The organism is Streptomyces sp. NPDC006368, from assembly GCF_040612535.1.
In the GTDB taxonomy this organism is placed as follows: Bacteria; Actinomycetota; Actinomycetes; order Streptomycetales; family Streptomycetaceae; genus Streptomyces.
The window spans coordinates 176,901-194,326 of the sequence record NZ_JBEXQK010000004.1; the positions used below are offsets into that span (position 1 = coordinate 176,901).

At 74.1% G+C, this 17,426-nt stretch carries 17 protein-coding genes; 7 read left to right on the forward strand and 10 right to left on the reverse strand.

Translation table 11 applies throughout. From position 1 onward, the window contains the following. Nucleotides 1-46 precede the first annotated feature (46 nt). On the forward strand, nt 47-730 hold the full coding sequence (locus ABZZ38_RS05900; protein WP_356736160.1) for a triacylglycerol lipase: 684 nt from the start codon (nt 47-49) through the stop codon (nt 728-730). Between the two features lie 180 nt (nt 731-910). Further along, complete coding sequence (locus ABZZ38_RS05905; RefSeq protein ID WP_356736162.1) at nt 911-2,371, forward strand: carboxylesterase family protein; 1,461 nt, start codon at nt 911-913, stop codon at nt 2,369-2,371. Nucleotides 2,372-2,534: 163 nt separating this feature from the next. Here the strand turns inward: ABZZ38_RS05905 and ABZZ38_RS05910 are convergent, their stop codons facing one another. Together ABZZ38_RS05910 and ABZZ38_RS05915 are read right to left on the reverse strand one after the other, a co-directional pair. After that, a complete protein-coding gene (locus ABZZ38_RS05910) occupies nt 2,535-2,936 on the reverse strand; it encodes a hypothetical protein (RefSeq protein ID WP_356736164.1) in 402 nt (133 codons plus the stop codon). 141 nt (nt 2,937-3,077) lie between these two features. Further along, nucleotides 3,078-4,430, reverse strand: a complete 1,353-nt coding sequence (locus tag ABZZ38_RS05915) for a S1 family peptidase (protein ID WP_356736165.1) — start codon at nt 4,428-4,430, stop codon at nt 3,078-3,080. 265 nt (nt 4,431-4,695) lie between these two features. Between ABZZ38_RS05915 and ABZZ38_RS05920 the strand changes: the two genes are divergently transcribed. Together ABZZ38_RS05920 and ABZZ38_RS05925 are read left to right on the forward strand one after the other, a co-directional pair. After that, complete coding sequence (locus ABZZ38_RS05920) at nt 4,696-5,847, forward strand: DUF1565 domain-containing protein (protein ID WP_356736167.1); 1,152 nt, start codon at nt 4,696-4,698, stop codon at nt 5,845-5,847. A gap of 95 nt (nt 5,848-5,942) precedes the next feature. After that, nucleotides 5,943-7,313 carry a diacylglycerol kinase family protein gene (locus ABZZ38_RS05925; RefSeq protein WP_356736169.1) on the forward strand — a complete coding sequence of 457 codons (1,371 nt, stop codon included), beginning with the start codon at nt 5,943-5,945 and terminating at the stop codon, nt 7,311-7,313. Between the two features lie 105 nt (nt 7,314-7,418). Here ABZZ38_RS05925 and ABZZ38_RS05930 read toward each other — a convergent pair whose 3' ends face one another. After that, complete coding sequence (locus ABZZ38_RS05930; protein ID WP_356736171.1) at nt 7,419-8,174, reverse strand: ZIP family zinc transporter; 756 nt, start codon at nt 8,172-8,174, stop codon at nt 7,419-7,421. Between the two features lie 32 nt (nt 8,175-8,206). Continuing rightward, a complete protein-coding gene (locus ABZZ38_RS05935) occupies nt 8,207-9,313 on the reverse strand; it encodes a hypothetical protein (protein WP_356736173.1) in 1,107 nt (368 codons plus the stop codon). Between the two features lie 136 nt (nt 9,314-9,449). On the opposite strand from ABZZ38_RS05935, the gene ABZZ38_RS05940 reads away from it, so the two are divergent. The 3 genes from ABZZ38_RS05940 (at nt 9,450) to ABZZ38_RS05950 (ending at nt 12,697) form a co-directional block, all read left to right on the forward strand. Continuing rightward, nucleotides 9,450-9,806, forward strand: coding sequence for an L-rhamnose mutarotase (locus ABZZ38_RS05940; protein ID WP_356736175.1), 357 nt, complete (start codon nt 9,450-9,452; stop codon nt 9,804-9,806). A gap of 596 nt (nt 9,807-10,402) precedes the next feature. Further along, on the forward strand, nt 10,403-11,215 hold the full coding sequence (locus ABZZ38_RS05945) for an AAC(3) family N-acetyltransferase (protein ID WP_356736177.1): 813 nt from the start codon (nt 10,403-10,405) through the stop codon (nt 11,213-11,215). A gap of 228 nt (nt 11,216-11,443) precedes the next feature. Continuing rightward, nucleotides 11,444-12,697: a phosphodiester glycosidase family protein gene (locus tag ABZZ38_RS05950; RefSeq protein WP_356736179.1), complete on the forward strand. Its 1,254-nt coding sequence runs from the start codon at nt 11,444-11,446 to the stop codon at nt 12,695-12,697. Nucleotides 12,698-12,700: 3 nt separating this feature from the next. Here ABZZ38_RS05950 and ABZZ38_RS05955 read toward each other — a convergent pair whose 3' ends face one another. The 6 genes from ABZZ38_RS05955 to ABZZ38_RS05980 form a co-directional block, all read right to left on the reverse strand. Beyond that, a complete protein-coding gene (locus tag ABZZ38_RS05955) occupies nt 12,701-12,895 on the reverse strand; it encodes a hypothetical protein (RefSeq protein WP_356736181.1) in 195 nt (64 codons plus the stop codon). Between the two features lie 125 nt (nt 12,896-13,020). Next, entirely contained in the window at nt 13,021-13,899 is an 879-nt protein-coding gene (locus tag ABZZ38_RS05960) for a phosphatidylinositol-specific phospholipase C/glycerophosphodiester phosphodiesterase family protein (RefSeq protein ID WP_356736183.1), read from the reverse strand. A 134-nt stretch (nt 13,900-14,033) separates the two neighbouring features. Then, complete coding sequence (locus ABZZ38_RS05965) at nt 14,034-14,852, reverse strand: alpha/beta fold hydrolase (RefSeq protein ID WP_356736185.1); 819 nt, start codon at nt 14,850-14,852, stop codon at nt 14,034-14,036. Nucleotides 14,853-14,882: 30 nt separating this feature from the next. Then, nucleotides 14,883-15,749 carry an ANTAR domain-containing protein gene (locus tag ABZZ38_RS05970; RefSeq protein WP_356736187.1) on the reverse strand — a complete coding sequence of 289 codons (867 nt, stop codon included), beginning with the start codon at nt 15,747-15,749 and terminating at the stop codon, nt 14,883-14,885. Nucleotides 15,750-15,778: 29 nt separating this feature from the next. After that, nucleotides 15,779-16,504, reverse strand: a complete 726-nt coding sequence (locus ABZZ38_RS05975) for an ATP-binding cassette domain-containing protein (protein WP_356736189.1) — start codon at nt 16,502-16,504, stop codon at nt 15,779-15,781. After that, nucleotides 16,497-17,408 carry an ABC transporter ATP-binding protein gene (locus ABZZ38_RS05980; RefSeq protein WP_356736260.1) on the reverse strand — a complete coding sequence of 304 codons (912 nt, stop codon included), beginning with the start codon at nt 17,406-17,408 and terminating at the stop codon, nt 16,497-16,499. The genes ABZZ38_RS05975 and ABZZ38_RS05980 overlap by 8 nt, the downstream gene beginning before the upstream one ends. Nucleotides 17,409-17,426 lie beyond the last annotated feature (18 nt).

Genomic DNA, 17,426 nt, shown 5'->3' on the forward strand with positions numbered 1-17,426 from the left:
CCCTCACCCCAAGCGCCGTCCCCTTCCCCGTTTCCGTGAGGTCACCGTGAGAAAGCCCGTGATCGCCGCCCTCGTGGCCGCCGTCGTCCTGGCTCTGCAAGCCCTGTCCCCCGCCGGCGCGGCCGGCACCTCGACGTACCGTTCCACCAGCCACCCGGTCCTCTTCGTCCACGGCTACAACGGCAGTGCGCAGAACTGGGACACCATGGTGAGCCGGTTCAAGAACGACGGCTGGCCCGTCTCGCACCTGGATCAGTGGCAGTACGATTCGCGGCAGTCGAACGCCACCACCGCCCGGCAGCTCGCCGCGGAGGTCGGCCGGCTGCTCGTCTCCACCGGCGCCTCGAAGGTCGACGTCGTCACCCACTCCATGGGCGGGCTGTCTTCGCGCCACTACGCCAAGAACCTCGGCGGCGGCGCCGAGATCGACGCCTGGGTCTCGCTCGGCGGCCCGAACCACGGCACCGACACGGCCAACGGCTGCCTCGACGCCTCCTGCTACGAGATGCGCATCGGATCGGACTTCCTCACCGCTCTCAACTCCGGTGACGAAACGCCGGGAAGCCCCCGGTACGCGACCTGGTGGTCGCCCTGCGACGCGGTCATCAACCCCGACAGCAGCGTCTCCCTCGCGGGTGCCGACAACCGGCAGACCACCTGCCTCGGCCACAACGGACTCCTGACGGACGCCACCGTGTACACCCAGGTCCGGGACCTGATCAACAGCTGACGGCCGTGCCCCCTCGGCCCGCCGGTCCGCCGCCCCGCGCCCGTGGGCAGGGGCAGTCAACGGCGGGCCGAAAGGCCCCGCATGACCCGCCGTCACCGGCGGCTCGAAAGCGTTTCCCGGCATGGCCGGGTGACCAACCGGTCGGTATGTTGTGGGCCCCATGACGTCGAGGGAGAACGAATGGATACGGTCGTCACCGTCAAACAGGGCCGCCTGCGTGGGCGTCTCATCCACGGAGTCGCCTCGTTTCTCGGCATTCCGTACGCCGCCGCCCCCACGGGTGAAGGGCTGTACCGGACGCCCGCGCCTCCGGAGGGCTGGGACGGGGTCCGCGAGGCGGACGCGTTCGGGCCGACGGCGCCCAAGTCGGCGTACCCACGTCCGCTGGACCGGCTGCTGCCCGAGCCGTCGGTCCCGGGTGAGGACTTCCTCAACCTCAATGTGTGGACACCCGATCCCGGGGGCTCCGGCCTGCCGGTGTTCGTCTGGATCCACGGGGGTGCTTTTCAGAACGGCTCCTCCGCCGTCCCCACGTACGACGGGCACTCCTTCGCCCGCGACGGTGTCGTCTTCGTCTCCCTCAACTACCGCCTCGGTGTGCCGGGCTTCGGGCTCTTCCCCGACGCCCCGGCCAACCTGGGCCTGCGCGACCAACTGGCGGCGCTCGCCTGGATCCAGGACAACATCGCGGCCTTCGGGGGCGATCCGGCGCGGGTCACCGTGGCGGGCGAGTCCGCGGGGGCGATGAGCGTCACCTCACTGCTGTCCAGCCGCCACGGCGCCGGCCTGTTCCACCGCGCCATCGCGCAGAGCGGCGCGGGACAGGGGTTCGTGACCGCCGAGGACGCGCGGCGGGTGACCGCGGAGACCGCACGGCTCCTGGGAGTGGAACCGACCGCCCGCGCGTTCGCCTCCGTCGCACTGCCGGACGTGCTCGCGGCCCATCGGCGCATCGGGGCCGCTCTCGGCGCCCGGCCCGATCCCGGCCGCTTCGGGCCCAGTGTCGTGGCGGCCGCGATGCCGTATCCGCCGGTCGTGGACGGCGACATCCTCGAGCGGCCACCGCTCGAAGCGATCGCCGCCGGCGCGGGTCACACCATCCCGCTGCTCACGGGCACCACCACCGAGGAGCACCGGCTGCTCCTCGTTCCGACCGGCGTCGCCGGGGCCATCGACGCCGAGGCGCTGCGGTCCCTCGTCACCCCGGCCGTCGCCGACGCCTACGCCGGCGCCCGTCCCGGTGCGACGCCCGGAGATGTGCTGGCCGCCGTGCTCACCGACCGGTACTTCCGGATGCCGGCGATCCGGGTGGCCGAGGCCCGTGCCGAGGCCGCCGCCACCACCCACATGTACGAATTCGCCTGGCGTACCCCCGTCGAGGACCTCGGCGCCTGCCACGCCCTGGAGATCGCCTTCGCCCTCGGCACACTGGGCAGGCCCGGCGCCGAGGGGCTCGTCGGGGAGGACGCGCCGCGGGACCTCGCCCGCCGGACGCACGCCGCGTGGGTGGCGTTCACGTCGCACGGCGACCCGGGCTGGGAGCCGTACGACCTGCGGCGCCGCCCCGTCATGGTGTTCGACCATCCCGCGCGGGGTGTCGTCATGGACCCGCGCGGGGAGGAGCGGCGGCTCTGGAACTGACCGCTCGCCGCGCCGTGTCCCCCGGCCTGCCCCGGCGATGCCGTGGCAGCGTCGCTCCACGGCAGGCCGGGGCCGGCATCGGGGTGGCGGTACTCCGCGCGCCCGGTCCCTCGAGGCGCGCGCCGCCGGGTCGCGCTCGCGGCGGGTCGGGCCCGCCGGGAGATCAGCGCACCCAGACGTCGATGACGGGTGAGACGGGGCGCTTGCGGGCGTCGACCATGCGCAGCTTGTTGTGCCCCTTGAAGCCGAGCATGACGCGCAGGCTGTAGGTGGAGCGGGAGGTCGTCTGCATCGAGGCCGGGAGCGAGACCCAGCGCTTCCCCTGCTTCTGCTGCAGGGTGACCGTGCTGCCCGGACGCAGGTTCTTGGCGACGCCGCGGATGCGGAACTGCTCCCACGCCCGCACGCTCTTCGCGGTGGTGGTGGCGGAGGCGTCGGTGACCGCGGTCCTGGCGACCGCCGGCGTGTGCGGTGTCGGGGAGGCGACCGCAGCGGCGGCCCCGACCGAGCCGATGACCACGGCCGCGGTGATACCGGCGCCCCATGTACGAACGAACTGACCCATGGCTCTGTCTCCAGGTAGGGGAAGTGCTTCAGCGGCTCACACCCTAAGCACATGGAGCGATAACAGGATTATTCGACACGAAAGGGATACGCCGTACAGGCGCGGAGAAAGTCGGGGCGCCGCCGTCGTCCTGAGGCGCAGTCAGGTCCAGGTGTGGGAGTACTCGGCGCGGTACTGCTCGCGTTTGGCCCGTTCGGACAGCAACCACCGGGCGGCGATCAGGCCGAGCACGCTGACCCCGATCAACGCAGAACCGAGCGCCAGTTGCCGGAATTCGACGATCCCGGGGACCGTTCGCCCATCGGTTCCGACCGGTGCTCCCACCGCTCGGGCGGTCGGGGCGGCGTCGGCGGGGGGAGGCGGGCTGACGACCGTGCCGCGGGCCTCACCGGGGAGGCGGCCGTCGATGACGCGCACCCCGAGCGCCTTCAGCGCCGTCGTGACGGGTTGGAAGAACGTCATGCCGCCCTCGGCGCAGTCCCCACTGCCGCCCGAGGTCACTCCGAGCGCCAGCCCCTGCGCGAGCAGCGGGCCGCCGCTGTCGCCGGGCTCGGCGCAGACCGTGGTCTGGATGAGACCGGTGACCGTGCCCTCGCGGTAGTTCACCGTGGCGTTCAGGGCGGTGACCCGGCCCGACCGCAGCCCCGTGGTGCTGCCGCTGCGGAACACCTGCTGGCCGACCACGGGATCGGCCGCGCCGACGATCTCCACGCGCCGGCCCCCGCCGATGTCCACGGCGTTGGTCCCGTCGAAGTCGACGCCGTCGTCCCTGTCGTACCGGACGAGGGAGAAGTCGTTGCCGGGGAAGCTGCCGGCGACCGTGGTGCCGAGTCGCCCGCCGCCTTGGGTGGTGCGGAACCAGGGGGTGCCGACCGGGCCGCAGTGCCCGGCGGTGAGCAGATAGTTGTCCCGGCCGTCCGTGACGTTGAAACCGACGGAGCAGCGTCCGGTGCCGTTGAAGATGGGCGTGGCGCCGTTGAGCCGCGTGGTGAAGGGGCCTTCGGTCCGGCGCATGCGGACAGGTCCGCCCGCCCGCTCCGCGACCTCCGAGAGCCGTGACCAGTCGGCGGCGGAGACGGTGCTGTCGGCGTACACCCTCACCTGGTTGGACGCGTAGTCCACCGCCCAGGCCGTGCCCGCCACCCTGGGTGCCCGCTTCAGGGTCTCGGTCGCCGAGCGGAGGTCCTCCATGCTGTACCGCTTGATCTCGGCCCGCGCGCCCGCCCGCCGGACCTCGGCGGCCGTGTCGGCGTCGGTCACGGCGACGACCGGGCGACCGTCCCGCCCTATCCAGCTTCCCGCGGTACGGGCGGTGCCCAGCCGCGCGACCAGGCTCTCGGCCGCATCGGGCGACGGTGGGACGCCGGCCGTGGTCCCGGTGCCGCCGGGCGCCTCCCCCGCCATCGCGTTCGACACCATCAGCGCGCCGCAGAGCAGCCCTCCGACGGCCGCCAGACGGATGCCCCGCCGCAGGGTGCGCCGTCCGTGCTTCATCCATGGCCCCCAATGCCGTACCGGTGGTGAGAAAGGAAGACTGCACCTCCATACGTGCCGATCCGCCGTCGGGTTCATCGCGCGCGGATGCGGGCCGGTGGCAGGGGCGGACCCATGGCCGGCGCCCCCGCCCGTGCGGCAACCTTCCCCGCCCCGGCGGCCACTGACCGGTGACAGGCATGGACAGCGAACAGCGGGAGGGCACGTGCCCGGAGCAGGCAGAGCATGGAGCGCGGTGCTGGGAACCGTCCTCACAGCGGCGGCCGTGGCGACCGTACCCGCCGAGGCGGCAGCCGCCACACCGACGATCGTGGTGGCGGTGACCGGGGACGACTCGGCGCCCGGGACGCTCAGCCGTCCCCTGCGCACGATTCAGGCGGCCGTGGACCGGGCGAAGCCCGGTGACGTCATCGCCGTACGCGGTGGCACGTACGCCGTTGACGACAACATCACCATCAGCACGTCCGGCACCGCGTCCCAGCCGATCTCGCTCGGCGCGTACCCCGGCGAACGGGTCGTCGTCGACGGTGAGCGGCTGCCCGCCGGCCACACGCCCGTCGGCGGCAGCATCCCGCGTGCCGAGCGCGGAGTGATCCACCAGGAGGCCTCCCACTGGCGGGTGTCCGACCTGGAACTCGTCAACGGCCCGTACGGGTACTACTGCGACAACTGCAACGACAACGTGTTCGCGCGGCTCGTCACCCGTGACAACTACGAGTCGGGCTTCCAGCTCCAGGGGGCCTCCGGCCGCAACCTCGTCCTCGACCTCGACAGCCACGGCAACCGCGACCCGCGCAAGAACGGTGAGAGCGCGGACGGCCTGGCCATCAAGGAAGGGAGCGGGACGGGCAACGTGGTCCGCGGCGCCCGGCTGTGGAACAACGTCGATGACGGCTTCGACGCCTGGAAGTTCGCCTCCCCGGTCCTGATCGAGAACACCGTCGCGTACGGCAACGGTTTCAACCGCTGGAACTTCCCCGACTTCGCGGGCGACGGCAACGGCTTCAAACTGGGTGGCGGCACTCCCGCGCCCGCGGTGGCGCACGCCGTACGCGACGCGATCGCGTTCCGGAACGCGGCCAAGGGCATGACGGACAACGGCAACCCCGGCGCGCTCGCCCTCACGCGGAACACGACGTACGGCAACGGCGGCACGGGCTTCGACTTCGATGTGCCCGGTTCGCGGGCCGTGCTCGACGGCAACCTGTCCGTCGCGGAGCGGACGCCCGTCGCGGTCGCCGGCTCCACCGTCTCCCGTGGCAACTCCTGGAACCTGGGCGGCACATGGGACGCGGCATCCGTCCTGAGCACGGACCCGGCCCCCCTCACGGGTCCCCGCCGGTCCGACGGGTCCCTCCCCTCGGCTCCCGTCTTCCTCGTTCCCCGGGCCGGGACGCCCGTGGGGGCCCGCGTGTGACGCGACGGGCACCGGGGCGACGGGGCCGGTGGGTCACCGGTCGTCGTCCGGCCGGGCACCGTGCTCCTACGATGGCCCCAGGCGAGGGAGGACGCATGGGGATCGGGCCGGACGCGGGCGGACGCGCACACCGCGCGCAGCGGTGGGCGGCCAGGGCGTCCCTGTCCGCCCTGGCGCTGGCGGTGCTGCTGCCCCTGGTGTACGGAGGCGTGGGCAGCGTAGTGCTGCTCCTGGTGGGCGTCATGGGCATGGCCGTCTCGGCGGCGGCACTGTGGTGGGCGCTGACGCGGCGCGGCGCCGCCCGCGTGGCGGCCGCCGTGCTGGCCGCGGCGGCACCCGCCGCCGTCGTCGGGCTGTTCGCGGCGGCCGGTGTGCTGTGGACCGTCGTGCTGTCCCTGGCGCTGTGGGGCGTGGCCGTGTGGACCGGGCGGTACGCGCTGCGGAGCACCGGCCTGCGCCCCGTACGGGCGCGGGAGCACCGGACACCGCCGCCACGGCGGCCCTTTCTCCTCATGAACCCCCTCTCGGGCGAAGCCAAGGTGGAGCGGTTCGGCCTGCGGGAGAAGGCCGAACGGCTGGGCGCGCACGTGGTGCTGCTCGACCCGGAGCGGCACCAGGACGTCACGGCTCTGGCCCGGCAGGCCGTCGCGGACGGCTTCGACCTGCTGGGCGTCGCGGGCGGCGACGGCACGCAGGCGCTCGTGGCGGCGGTCGCCGCCGAGCACGGCCTGCCGTTCATGGTCGTCTCCGCCGGAACCCGCAACCACTTCGCCATGGATCTCGGGCTCGACCGCGACGACCCGGCGACCGGCCTGGACGCGCTGTCCGACGGCGTGGAGCTCCGGGTGGACCTCGGCTTCGCCGGTGGGCGCCCCTTCGTCAACAACGTGTCCTTCGGCGTGTACGGGGCCGTCGTGCAGGCCCCCGGGTACCGCGACGACAAGGTGGGCACCGCGCTCGATCTGCTGCCCGACCTGCTCACCGGGCAGAGCGGGCCGCGGTTGACCGTCCGTGCCGCGGGGACCGCCCTCACCGGGCCGCAGGCCGTGCTGGTGAGCAACAACCCCTACCGCAGGGACGATCCGCTCGGCCTCGGCCGCCGCGAACGGCTGGACTCCGGTCTGCTCGGAGTGCTCGGCGTGCGGATCGAGAGCGCGGTCGACGCCGCCGGGCTGCTGCTGGCTCCCGAGGCCAACGGCTTCACGGTGCTGACCGCGCGCGAGGTGGTCGTCGACGCCGACGGTCCGCGGGTCGAGGTCGGTATCGACGGCGAGCCCTTCGTCCTGCCCACCCCCGTCCGCTGCCGGATCGCCCCCGGCGTGCTGCGCGTCCGCGTGCCCCGGCACCGGCCCGGCGTCCCCGAGGCTCCCCCTCCCCTCGACTGGCGCCGGCTGCGCAAGCTGGCCGCCGCGGTGGGCCGCACGGCCGTCACGGGGCGCCCGGGAGCCGGTCGGCCACCGGGGTGACGACCCGTCGCGCTTCCGGGATCGAGGGACGCGATCGGACCGGTCGTACGTTCGTGACGCGGCTCTCGTCGCCCGGCCCACGCGTGCGCGCCGGTGGTCTTGGGGTCAGGCGTGGGAGAGGGCGAAGGAGACCAGGAACCCGCTGACGGTGATCAGGCCGATGGCCAGATGCGCGTTCTCGAACGCCTCCGGGATCATCGTGTCGGCGATCATGGCGAGGATCGCTCCGGCCGCGACCGCCGTCACCGCGGCGATCACGGCCGGGGAGAAGCTCCCGATCACGGTGTAGCCGAGGACCGCCGAGACCGTACTGGCCGCGGCGATCGCCCCCCAGACGCCGAAGACGTACCCCTTGCCGCGCCCGGCCTGCTTCATCCCGGCGGAGCTGGACAGCCCTTCGGGCACGTTGCTGATGAACACCGCCGTGACGGTCACCAGGCTGACCGCGCCGCCGTCCAGCAGACTGACGCCGATGACGGCCGACTCCGGTACGCCGTCGAGCAGCGCGCCCAGGGCCAGGGCCAGGCCGGAGCCGCCCTGGTGGGTCTCCGAGGGCTGGGCCTGCCCGTGGCCGGAGCGTTTGCGGTGCCGGGCCCCGCGTCGTGCCAGCCACACGTTGCCCGCGGTGTAGGCGCCCGCCCCGGCGAGGGTGCCCACGGCAGCGGGCCCCAGCCCGGCCTGGTCGTACGCCTCGCCGACCAGTTCGAAGGAGACCGCCGACAGCAGGACCCCGGCGCCGAAGGCCATCACCGTGGCGATCACCTTCTGCGGCACCTTCAGCCCGTATCCGAGCGCGGCGCCGAGCAACAGCGCCGAACCGGCCACCAGTCCCCACAGCCCCGCCTGCACCACTTCAGCCATGCTGCGCCGCCTACCCGGCGATGGGCCGTTCCTCACCCGCGTACCGCCGGCCGGGCTCCCCGCCGCGCGGCACGTCCCTCCCACGGCCGGGCGTCATGGGCCGGCGGGCAGGATCTCCACCCCGTTGAGGTGGGCGGTCCCACCGGAGACGGCGAGGTCGAGGCGGCCGTCGGTGACCGTGACCCCCGTGAAGGTGCGGGCCGCGGCCGTGCCGGCGGCCGGTGCCGGCCGGCCGGCCGGATACGGAGTCCTCCAGGGTGACGTCGGTGCGGGCGGAGCCCAGGGTGTCGCCGACATGGACCCGTACGTCGTACGCGCCGTTGGGGACCTGTGCCCGGAACGCGTACCGGCCGTTGAACAGCGCGACGAAGTCCCGCTGGATCGCGTGCGCGGCCGGGGCCCCGGTCCCGCTCGATGACGCCGGTGCCGGACAGCCCGTATCCGCGTTGCGCGGTGTACGCGGTGGTGGCGGTGACCGGGGTGGAGGAGGCTGCCACCGGAGCGCCGGCCGGTCCGAGGTCGTAGACGTCGAAGACGGTGTCGCGGACCTCGGCGGACAGGGGCAGACGCAGCGCGGTGACCTCGCGGGCGACGAGGCGGGCCATCTGCAGAGCGCCGTACCGCTGGAAGTGGGTGTCGTCCGCGGTGCCCTCGGGGCGGTTGGGGTACTCACCGGGATCGGTGTGCAGGAAGACGTCTTCGGCGGCCTCGGGGCCGATGGAGTCGAGGTAGGCCCGGCTGGACGCGGACAGGTCGACGAGCGGGACGTTCTCCTCGGTGGCGACCTCGATCGCCTTCTGCGCGTACGGGGCGAAGGATACGCGGAACCCGCCGGTCGCCGGGTCGTGGGAGCGCCGCGAGACGGGGGTGACGACGACCGGTACGGCGCCGCGCGCCCGCGCGCCGCCGATGTGGTCCTCGCGCAGGTACTCCTTGTAGTCCTCGGGCGAGGTGCAGCGCTCGGGACGGCTGGCGGTGGTGTCGTTGTGGCCGAACTGTACGAAGAGGTAGTCCCCCGGCCGGACGCGGTCCACGATCGTGCGGAGTCTGCCCTCCTCGATGAACGACCATGAAGGAACCGGCCCCCTGTCAAGAGACGGGACAAGCCCGGTCGACATGCCCGGCTTGACAATGGTCATCCGCCAACGTCGTTTCCGGATCGACCCGTTGACGCCACGGCCGTTCTCCGTCTAGCTTTCCGGCGTCCTTGGTTGAAACCTTTCATGATCGTCGGCGCGTACGCCGGTGTTCACCCCTCATCACCCGGGAGCCCTCATGCATCAGCCCGGGACGAGCCCGGCCCCTCCGGTCCCGCGGCGCGTCTGCTTCCTGCTGAAGGTCCGCGAGGACCGTCTGGAGGAGTACCGCGAGCGCCACCGGGCCGTGTGGCCCGAGATGCTCCGGGCGCTCTCGGACAGCGGCTGGCGCAACTACTCCCTCTTCCTGCGGGACGACGGCCTGCTCGTCGGCTACCTGGAGACCGAGGACTTCACGGCCGCCCGGGACGCCATGGAGCGCACCGAGGTCAACGCCCGCTGGCAGGCCGAGATGGCCGGTTTCTTCGAGTCGCTGGACGGCGGCCGGCCGGATGAGGCGATGACGCCGCTCACCGAGGTGTTCCACCTCGCCTAGGCGGCACCCCGGCCGGTCAGCGGCCCGCCCTGCTCAGGGGCGACAGCCGCGTCCCGAGCCGGAGCGCGGCCTGCACGGCGCCGGCGATCGGGAAGAGGACCGTGGGAGACCACGTCCGCGAAGCGGTCGGCGAGCCGGTTCAGCGCCCGGGTCCTGGGGCGCGGACCACGCCGCGGACCACGCCGCCGCCTACGCCGAGCACCCGGTCTCCCTCCGGGCCTTCGACCGCGAGCTGTTCGGCGGCTCACCCGAGGAGCGTCGCGAGGTGTACGCACCGCCTCTTCCCCGCTGGCATACACCGACCGGGTCCGCGCCCCGGTCCTGCTGCCCGCCGGGGAGAACGACCCGCGCTGCCCGGCCGGCCGGATCGCGCCGTCCCTGCGGCGGTTGCGGGAGCGGGGTGTACGCCATGAGACGTACCGGTACGGCGCGGGTCGGACACCCTGGTCGACGGTGAGCCCATCCGGCGGATGGCGACCCGGATCGCGTTCGCGGACCGGGCGACAACGGCCGGCTGACGCGCTGCCGGCCCCTACGATGGCCCGCACGGAGCAGTGGCGGCGCCCGGGGCCGGGCGCCGGGGGAATGGGTGAGCTTTGACCGGGTCCGGATCGCACACCGAGGAGCAACTTCGCGCGCAGCTGGCCGCGTTGGGGGTCGAGCCGGGCGGTGTCCTGCTGGTGCACGCGTCCCTCCGGGCCGTGGGGCCCGTGTCCGGCGGGAGCGAGGCGGTGCTGCGGGCGCTGCGCGCGGCGCTGGGCCCGGACGGCACGGTCGTGGTGCCGACGTTCACCGCGCACAACTCGGACAGCTCGCCCGCCTACCGGGAGCGGGTGCGTGGGCTCGGCCAGGCGGAGCGGGCGGCGGTACGGGCGGCGATGCCGCCGTACGACGCCGCCACCATGGCGTCGGACGGGATGGGCGTGCTCGCGGAGACCGTGCGGACGGCGGCGGGCGCGGTGCGCAGCGCGCATCCCCAGACGTCGTTCGCGGCGCTCGGCGCCCGTGCCGGGCAGGTGGTGTCCGGCCACCGCCCCGACTGCCACCTGGGTGAGCATTCGCCGCTGGCCCGGCTGTACGACCTGGACGGGCGGATCCTGCTGCTGGGGACGGGGTTCGAGCGGTGCACGGCCTTCCACCTGGGTGAGTACCGGTTGGCGCGCCCGCCCCGCCGCACGTACCGCTGTGTGGTGCGCGAGGGCGGGGCGCGGCGGTGGTGGGCGTACGAGGACGTGGCCCTGGACGACGGCGACTTCGGGACGCTCGGGGCGGACCTGGAGCGTGACCGTCCCGGTGTGGTCCGGCACGGGAGGGTCGGTGCGGCGCGGTGCCGGCTCCTCGGGGTGGTCGAGGCGGTGGACTACGCGCGGGGCTGGCTGGCGCGGAACCGGGCGGCCCCGCGGAGTTGACGCGGCCTCGGGTGCGCCCGTGTCCCATCGAGCGGTGCGTTCCGAACGGGTGATTCCGACGTGCCGCCGGAGGCGGAGGGGCGGGGCACGGGCTGTCGACGCAGGGCCCCGAACGGCGTACCTTTCCTGGATCGTTCCCGGATGGCCGGTTCGTCGGCGGTCCGGGCGGGGCAACTCTTCCCCGACCCGTGTGAGTTGCCCGGACACCTTGGGGGGACCGTGAGCGTGATGCGGCGCCGCACCGCGACGCGTGGTGCGCGGACGCGTACCGTCCTGCTGCTCGTCATGGCGTCGCTGGTGGGCGCCACCGGGCTGGCCGGTGCGCCGTCCGCCGCCCCCGCGCCGGCCTGGTCCGAGGTGGCGTCGGGCGTCACGTACCGGACCATGGACATTCCGTCGGGCCGGGGCACGGCGCGGGCGCATCTGCTGTCGGCGGACCTGGCCGACGCGCGGGTGTCGGTGGGACTGCTGTACCCGGGGGTGGTCGCCGCCCGTTCGGCGCTGTCGGCGCTCGCCGACGGCGCGGGCGCGACCGGCGGGATCAACGGTGACTTCTTCAACCTGACGGAGGCCCAGCATCCCGGCGTGGAGGCGACCGGGGCGCCGGTCGGGCCCGCGGTCGCGGACGGGCGCCCGCTGAAGGCCGCCGTGCCGGACGGTCAGCGGTTCGGCCCCGCGCTGCCGCCGGGTACGAACGCCCGGCAGGTGCTGGGCGTGGGCGACGACGGCAAGGCGCGCGTCGGTGAACTGGTCCTGGAGGGGGCCGTGTCGACGCCGTACGGGAAGTTCCCGCTCGGCGGGCTCAACCAGTACGCGCTGCCGGTGGGTTCGGTCGGGGTGTTCACCGAGGACTGGGGCGGTGCGTCACGCGTGCGTGCCACCTGCGGTACGGACACCCAGCGGAGCGCCCCGTGCAGTGCGGAGACGTACGAGGTGACGGTGCGCGGCGGCAAGGTGGTCGCGGTCGCCGAGGCGCCCGGCCGGGGGGTGATCGAGCCGGGGACCCAGGTCGTGGTGGGGCGTGAGGCGGGCGCGCGGGAGCTGCGGAAGCTGGCGGTCGGGGACCTCGTGGGCGTGCGGTACGCGCTGGTGGCCGCGGGCGCGGAGCCGGGGGTGTCGTACCGCTTCGCCGTGGGCGGGTTCCCGGTGCTGCGGGGCGGGGAGCCGCTGGGCGGGCTGGACGGGGTGACGGCCGCGGTGCGCACGGCGGCCGGGGTCGGGGCCGACGGCAAAAGGCTGGTGTTGCTCGCCCTGGACGGTGGCGCGGAGTTCCGGTCCGGGCTGACCGTCGCCGAACTGGCCGCCGTCATGCGGGATCTGGGCGCGTCGGAGGCCGTCAACCTGGACGGCGGTGGCTCCTCCACGCTGGTGGCCCGGGTCGGCGAGGCGACGAAGGTGAGCGTGCTCAACCATCCCAGCGGTGGCGTCCAGCGCGCCGTACCGAACGGCATCGGGCTGTTCGTACGGCCGGACGCCGCCTGACCGTCACGGCTTGAGGCTGCTGACGACGTCGGCCGTGGCGGAGACGCCGTTGTAGATGGTCGGCGCCAGGCTCGTGCCGGCCAGGAAGAACCCGAGCAGGGCGCAGACCAGCGCGTGGGAGACCTTCAGGCCGCCGTTACGCAGGAAGATCACCGCCAGAACCAGCAAAAGCAGCACCACGGAGACGGATACGGCCATCTGACGCCCTCCTCGGCCAGTCGCCGCATCGGTTGTGCGGCATTCGGCGGCCAGTCTGGCGGAGCGGCGGCGCCGTCCGGCCGTACGGCGTGTCGGCCGAACGGGTATTACCCGCGGCCGGCCCGTTACGCCCCGGTGCGGACGCCGTGGGCGCGGAGGAAGGCGGCGAGTCCGGCGAGGTCGTCGGTGTTGAGGTGGTCGACGCGGGCGGCGAGCAGTTCGGCCCACAGGGCGTCGCGGGCGGCCCCGGGGCGGTCGGGTGTGCCCCAGAACCGTACGCGCTGCCCGGCGCGGTGAGCGGCGGTGACGATCGCGTGGAGGCGGGCCCGTTCGGCGTCCGTGAAGGGGCCGGTGCCGAGCCAGGTGAAGCTCCGGGTCCAGTTGGAGCTGATCAGCGGCGCGAAGGAGGCGGGGGCGGGGGTGGGCGCGGTGAGGTCGTCGAGGCGGCCGTCGTAGAAGGCGTACCGCACGGTCTGCGCCTCCATGGGGGCGCGGGCGGCGCGGTCGCCGGAGATCACGGCCGTGACGGCCCCGGGCCGTACGGCGCCGTGCGCGCACCTGCTCAACATGGCTCGGTAGGCCGTCAGTCGGCGGTGGAGTACGCGGTACGCGGTGTCACCGTCCGCCTTGATGTCGATGAGCAGTTGTACGGGCCTGTGGTGGCCGCGGTACACCGTCCCGCCGTTGGCCCGTACGCGTGCCAGGAGTGGGTCGAGGTAGAGCGCGCGGAGCGTACGCGTGGGGTCGAGCCGGGACGGCTCGTGGGCGACGAGGAGTTCGCCGTCGACGAGGAAGATGTCCGCTTCGACGCTGGTGAAGCCGTGCGCGAGGGCGTCGTGGAGGGGTCGCTCGTGCAGGTAGTCGTTGTGGGCGTGGGCACGGCGCAGGGGTTTGACGGGGGTGGCCGGGGCGGGGTGCGCGGCGGCCCGCCGCGTGGGCAGGGCGAGGGCGGTGGCGGTGGTGGCGAGGCCGACCACGGCGGATCGGCGGGACAGCGGCGCCATGGAGGGCCTCCCGGGACGGGGATGGAGGGACGGAACCGAGTATGCGGTCCCGTCACCTCCAACCGGACCGGGCACGCGTGGAGTTGGCCGGTGCGCCGCCGGCGCGCCGCGCCTCGTTCGCGCCTCGTTGGGTCTCAGTCGCTGTCCGGGCGCACCTGGGTGTCGAGGAACCGCAGCACCGCGGCGTTGAACCGCTGCGGCTGTTCGACGTTCGGCAGGTGGCCGGCCTGTTCGACGACGGTGAGGGTGGCGTGCGGGATCAGCCGGTGCATGCCCTCGGCGTCGGCCACGGGGGTGTACGGGTCGTCCGCGCCGACGACGATGAGGGTCGGCACCGACACGGCGGCGAGCACCGGCCGGTAGTCGGGGCGCTCGGCGCGGCCCCGGAGCGCGGCGGCGGCGCCCCGCGGGTCGGTGGAGCGCATCATGCCGAGGACATGGGCGGCGACGTCCGGTTTCCCCGTGACGTTGTACGGGGCGAGCATCCTGTCGATGACCTCGTCCGCGTACCCGTCCATGCCCTCGGCGAGCAGCCGGTCGGCCAGGCGGTTGCGGAACGCCCTGCCCTCGTCGGTCTCGGCGGCGGGAGAGGTGTCGGCGAGCACGAGCGCGTGGACGCGGCCGGGGTACCGGCGCTGGAACTCCATCGTGATCTGTCCGCCCATGGACACTCCGCCGATCACCGCCTCGTCGATCCCGAGGTGGTCGAGGAGGGCGGCGATGTCGTCGGCGAAGTCGGAGAGCGGGGTCGTGCCCGGGGTGACGTCGCTGTCGCCGTAGCCCCGCAGATCGGGTGTGATGACGCGGTGTCCGGCCGCCGTCAGCGCCTCGGCCTGCGGCGCCCAGAGCGTGCGGTTGAAGGGGTGTCCGTGGACCAGGACCACCGGCAGGCCGTCGCCGGGGCCCCGGTCGTCGTAGTGGAGCGCGGCGCCCTTGACATGTATTCGACTCATGTCCGAAGCCTATGTCTTCATGATCGGCTCTCAGCGGCGCCGGGCGCGGGTCATGGCCGGGTGGCGGGCGGCGGCGTGGAGGTATTCGAGGGCGTCGAGGACGACGGTGCGGTCGTACCAGGCCAGCCAGCGCCCCACCTCGCGGCCGGTGTGGTCGAGGGCGTTGAGCTGGGCGGTGTGGAGCTCCGGGATCGGACGGTCGAAGTGGGCGTTGACCATGCCGACGACCCGGCCGCCGCCGAGCAGCGGCACGCTGTGGGCGGAGCGGCTCCCCGCCTCCAGGATCGTCCGGCGGGCGTCCTCCGTGAACACCGGGGCGGTGGCGACATCCCGGACGGTGACCTGGGTCATGTCGTTCGCCGCCTGGGCGCAGGAAGTACCGGAGCCACCGACGTAGTCGAAGAAGCTCACGAAGTCCTCGCTCAGCCCCTCGTGCTTCTCCAGCCACAGCCCGCCCGACGCGTGGTCCATGATCTGCACGTTGCCCATGTGGGTGGAGGTGATGGTCATGGTCCGCGACAGGACCGCGCGCAGCACGGCGCCCCGGTTGACGCGGGCGGTGTCATCGATGGCCAGCGAGTCCAGGCGGGGCGCCGGGTGCCGGGCCCGCCCGGGGAACCACTGTTCCGCCCCCTCGTCGGGGCGGTCCAGTGCGACCACGGCGTCGGCGAGGGTGCGCAGCTTGATGTTGAACCGCTGGGAGGCGTACTGCAGCAGTGCGAACGCGGCCTCCGCGTCCGCGAGCCGGTAGCGCTCCCGCAGGATGCCCTGAGCCTGCGCGATCAGTGGGCGGTTCCTGGCCTGGGCCCGGAGGTGCCGCACCTCCCCGCGCAGCCGGGCCACCTCGTCGCGCGTACCTTCGGTGCCCCACGCACCGTGGGTGAAGGTGTCGGTCATAGGGTCGTGCCTGCCCGGTCGTGTGCGGCTCACACCCGCCGGGCGGCCGTTGGCGGATCGGTCACCCCTGGGCTCGGCTCCTCGCCGTTCGGGCGGTACGGCGGCAGGCACGCGGACCACTGCGTCGTGCGGGTGCACCAGCGTTCCAGCAGGACGCGGTCGTGGCCGACGGCGAGCAGCCCGGCGCCGTGCGTCTCGCGGTACGCCTCGACCGCGGCGACCAGGGCGGCGGTCGTCGAGGCGTCGAGCATCGCGGTCATCTCGTCGCAGATCAGCCAGCGGGGGCGCAGCACGAGCGCGCGGGCGAGGCAGGCCCGCTGGAGCTGGCCGTCGCTGACCTCGTGGGGGCGGCGGGCGAGGAGGTCGTCGGTGAGGCCGACCGTACGGGCCAGTTCGGCGACGCGGCCGGCTGCCTCGTCGCGGCGGCCGGTCGCGCGCAGCGGCTCGGCGATCAGGTCGCGCAGCCGCAGCCGCGGGTCGGCGGACATGCGGGGCTGCTGGAAGACGACGCCGATCGCGGTGCGCAGGTGGCGCGGGGCGCGGTGGCGCCAGCCGCGTACCTCCTCGCCGTCCAGGGTCACCCGGCCGGCGTCGGGGCGGTGCAGCAGGGCGGCGACCCGGGCGAGGGTGGACTTGCCGCAGCCGCTGGGGCCGAGGAGGCCGACGGCCTCACCCGGCGCGACGGTCAGCGAGGCTCCGCGGAAGACGGGGGCGCGGCGGTCGTACCCGGCGGTGACGGCGTGGAGTTCAAGCACGGGCGGGCTCCTCACTGTGGTGGCAGGCGACGCCGTCCGCGAAGCGCGGCACGGCGCCGCAGGCCTCGGTGGCGCGGTCGCAGCGGGCGGCGAAGGCGCAGCCGTCCGGCAGGGCGCCCAGCTCCGGCGGCAGGCCGGGGATGGGGGCGAAGTCGCGCTCGGGGAGGGCGGCGAGCAGGCCGCGCGCGTACGGGTGGCGGGGGCCCGGGGTGCCGAAGAAGCGGCCGGCGGTGGCGAGTTCGACGATGCGGCCCGCGTACATGACGGCGACCCGGTCGGCGATCCGCTCGGCGGCGGCCAGGTCGTGGGTGATCAGCAGCAGGGCGCGGCCGTCGTCGGCGTGGCGACGCAGTTCGTCGGCCGTGCGGTCGACGAGGTCGCGGTCGAGTCCGGTGGTCGGCTCGTCGGCGAGCAGCAGGGGCGCGTCGCCGATGAGGGCGAGGGCGGTGGCGGCGCGCTGGGCCTGGCCGCCGGAGAGCTCGTGCGGGTGGTGGTCGAGGAGCCCGAGGGGGAAGGAGGCGCGTTCGGCGGCGGCCTGCGCCGCCCGGCGCAGGTCCGCCTTGCGAGTGCCGGCCAGCTCGCGCAGCGTCTCCTCCAGTTGGGCCCGGACGGTGCGGACGGGGGTGAGGTGCGCGGCCGGGGACTGCGGGACCAGTCCGATGCGCCGCCCTCGTACCGTACGGGCGAGGGTGCGCTCGTCGGCGGTGAGCAGGTCGATGGCGCCCTCGGGGCCGTCGATCGTCGCCGTACCGGCGGTCTGGGCGTTGCCGGGGAGGAGGCCGAGCAGCGCGGAGGCGAGGACGGACTTGCCGCAGCCGCTCTCGCCGACGAGCGCCAGGCACTCCCCCGCCGCGAGGTCGAAGCCCGCCCCGGTGACGGCGGCGATGTGGCGTCCGCCGCGCATCCGGAAGCGTACGGAGAG

Bases quoted from the DNA above. Each gene is read 5' to 3' on its own strand.
- ABZZ38_RS05980 (WP_356736260.1), bottom strand. From the start codon at position 17,408: ATGCGCGGCGGACGCCACATCGCCGCCGTCACCGGGGCGGGCTTCGAC.
- ABZZ38_RS05950 (WP_356736179.1), top strand. From the start codon at position 11,444: ATGCGGCGCCGCACCGCGACGCGTGGTGCGCGGACGCGTACCGTCCTG.
- ABZZ38_RS05915 (WP_356736165.1), bottom strand. From the start codon at position 4,430: ATGAAGCACGGACGGCGCACCCTGCGGCGGGGCATCCGTCTGGCGGCC.
- ABZZ38_RS05925 (WP_356736169.1), top strand. From the start codon at position 5,943: ATGGGGATCGGGCCGGACGCGGGCGGACGCGCACACCGCGCGCAGCGG.
- ABZZ38_RS05935 (WP_356736173.1), bottom strand. From the start codon at position 9,313: ATGACCATTGTCAAGCCGGGCATGTCGACCGGGCTTGTCCCGTCTCTT.
- ABZZ38_RS05905 (WP_356736162.1), top strand. From the start codon at position 911: ATGGATACGGTCGTCACCGTCAAACAGGGCCGCCTGCGTGGGCGTCTC.
- ABZZ38_RS05965 (WP_356736185.1), bottom strand. From the start codon at position 14,852: ATGAGTCGAATACATGTCAAGGGCGCCGCGCTCCACTACGACGACCGG.
- ABZZ38_RS05940 (WP_356736175.1), top strand. From the start codon at position 9,450: ATGCATCAGCCCGGGACGAGCCCGGCCCCTCCGGTCCCGCGGCGCGTC.
- ABZZ38_RS05970 (WP_356736187.1), bottom strand. From the start codon at position 15,749: ATGACCGACACCTTCACCCACGGTGCGTGGGGCACCGAAGGTACGCGC.
- ABZZ38_RS05955 (WP_356736181.1), bottom strand. From the start codon at position 12,895: ATGGCCGTATCCGTCTCCGTGGTGCTGCTTTTGCTGGTTCTGGCGGTG.
- ABZZ38_RS05910 (WP_356736164.1), bottom strand. From the start codon at position 2,936: ATGGGTCAGTTCGTTCGTACATGGGGCGCCGGTATCACCGCGGCCGTG.
- ABZZ38_RS05960 (WP_356736183.1), bottom strand. From the start codon at position 13,899: ATGGCGCCGCTGTCCCGCCGATCCGCCGTGGTCGGCCTCGCCACCACC.
- ABZZ38_RS05930 (WP_356736171.1), bottom strand. From the start codon at position 8,174: ATGGCTGAAGTGGTGCAGGCGGGGCTGTGGGGACTGGTGGCCGGTTCG.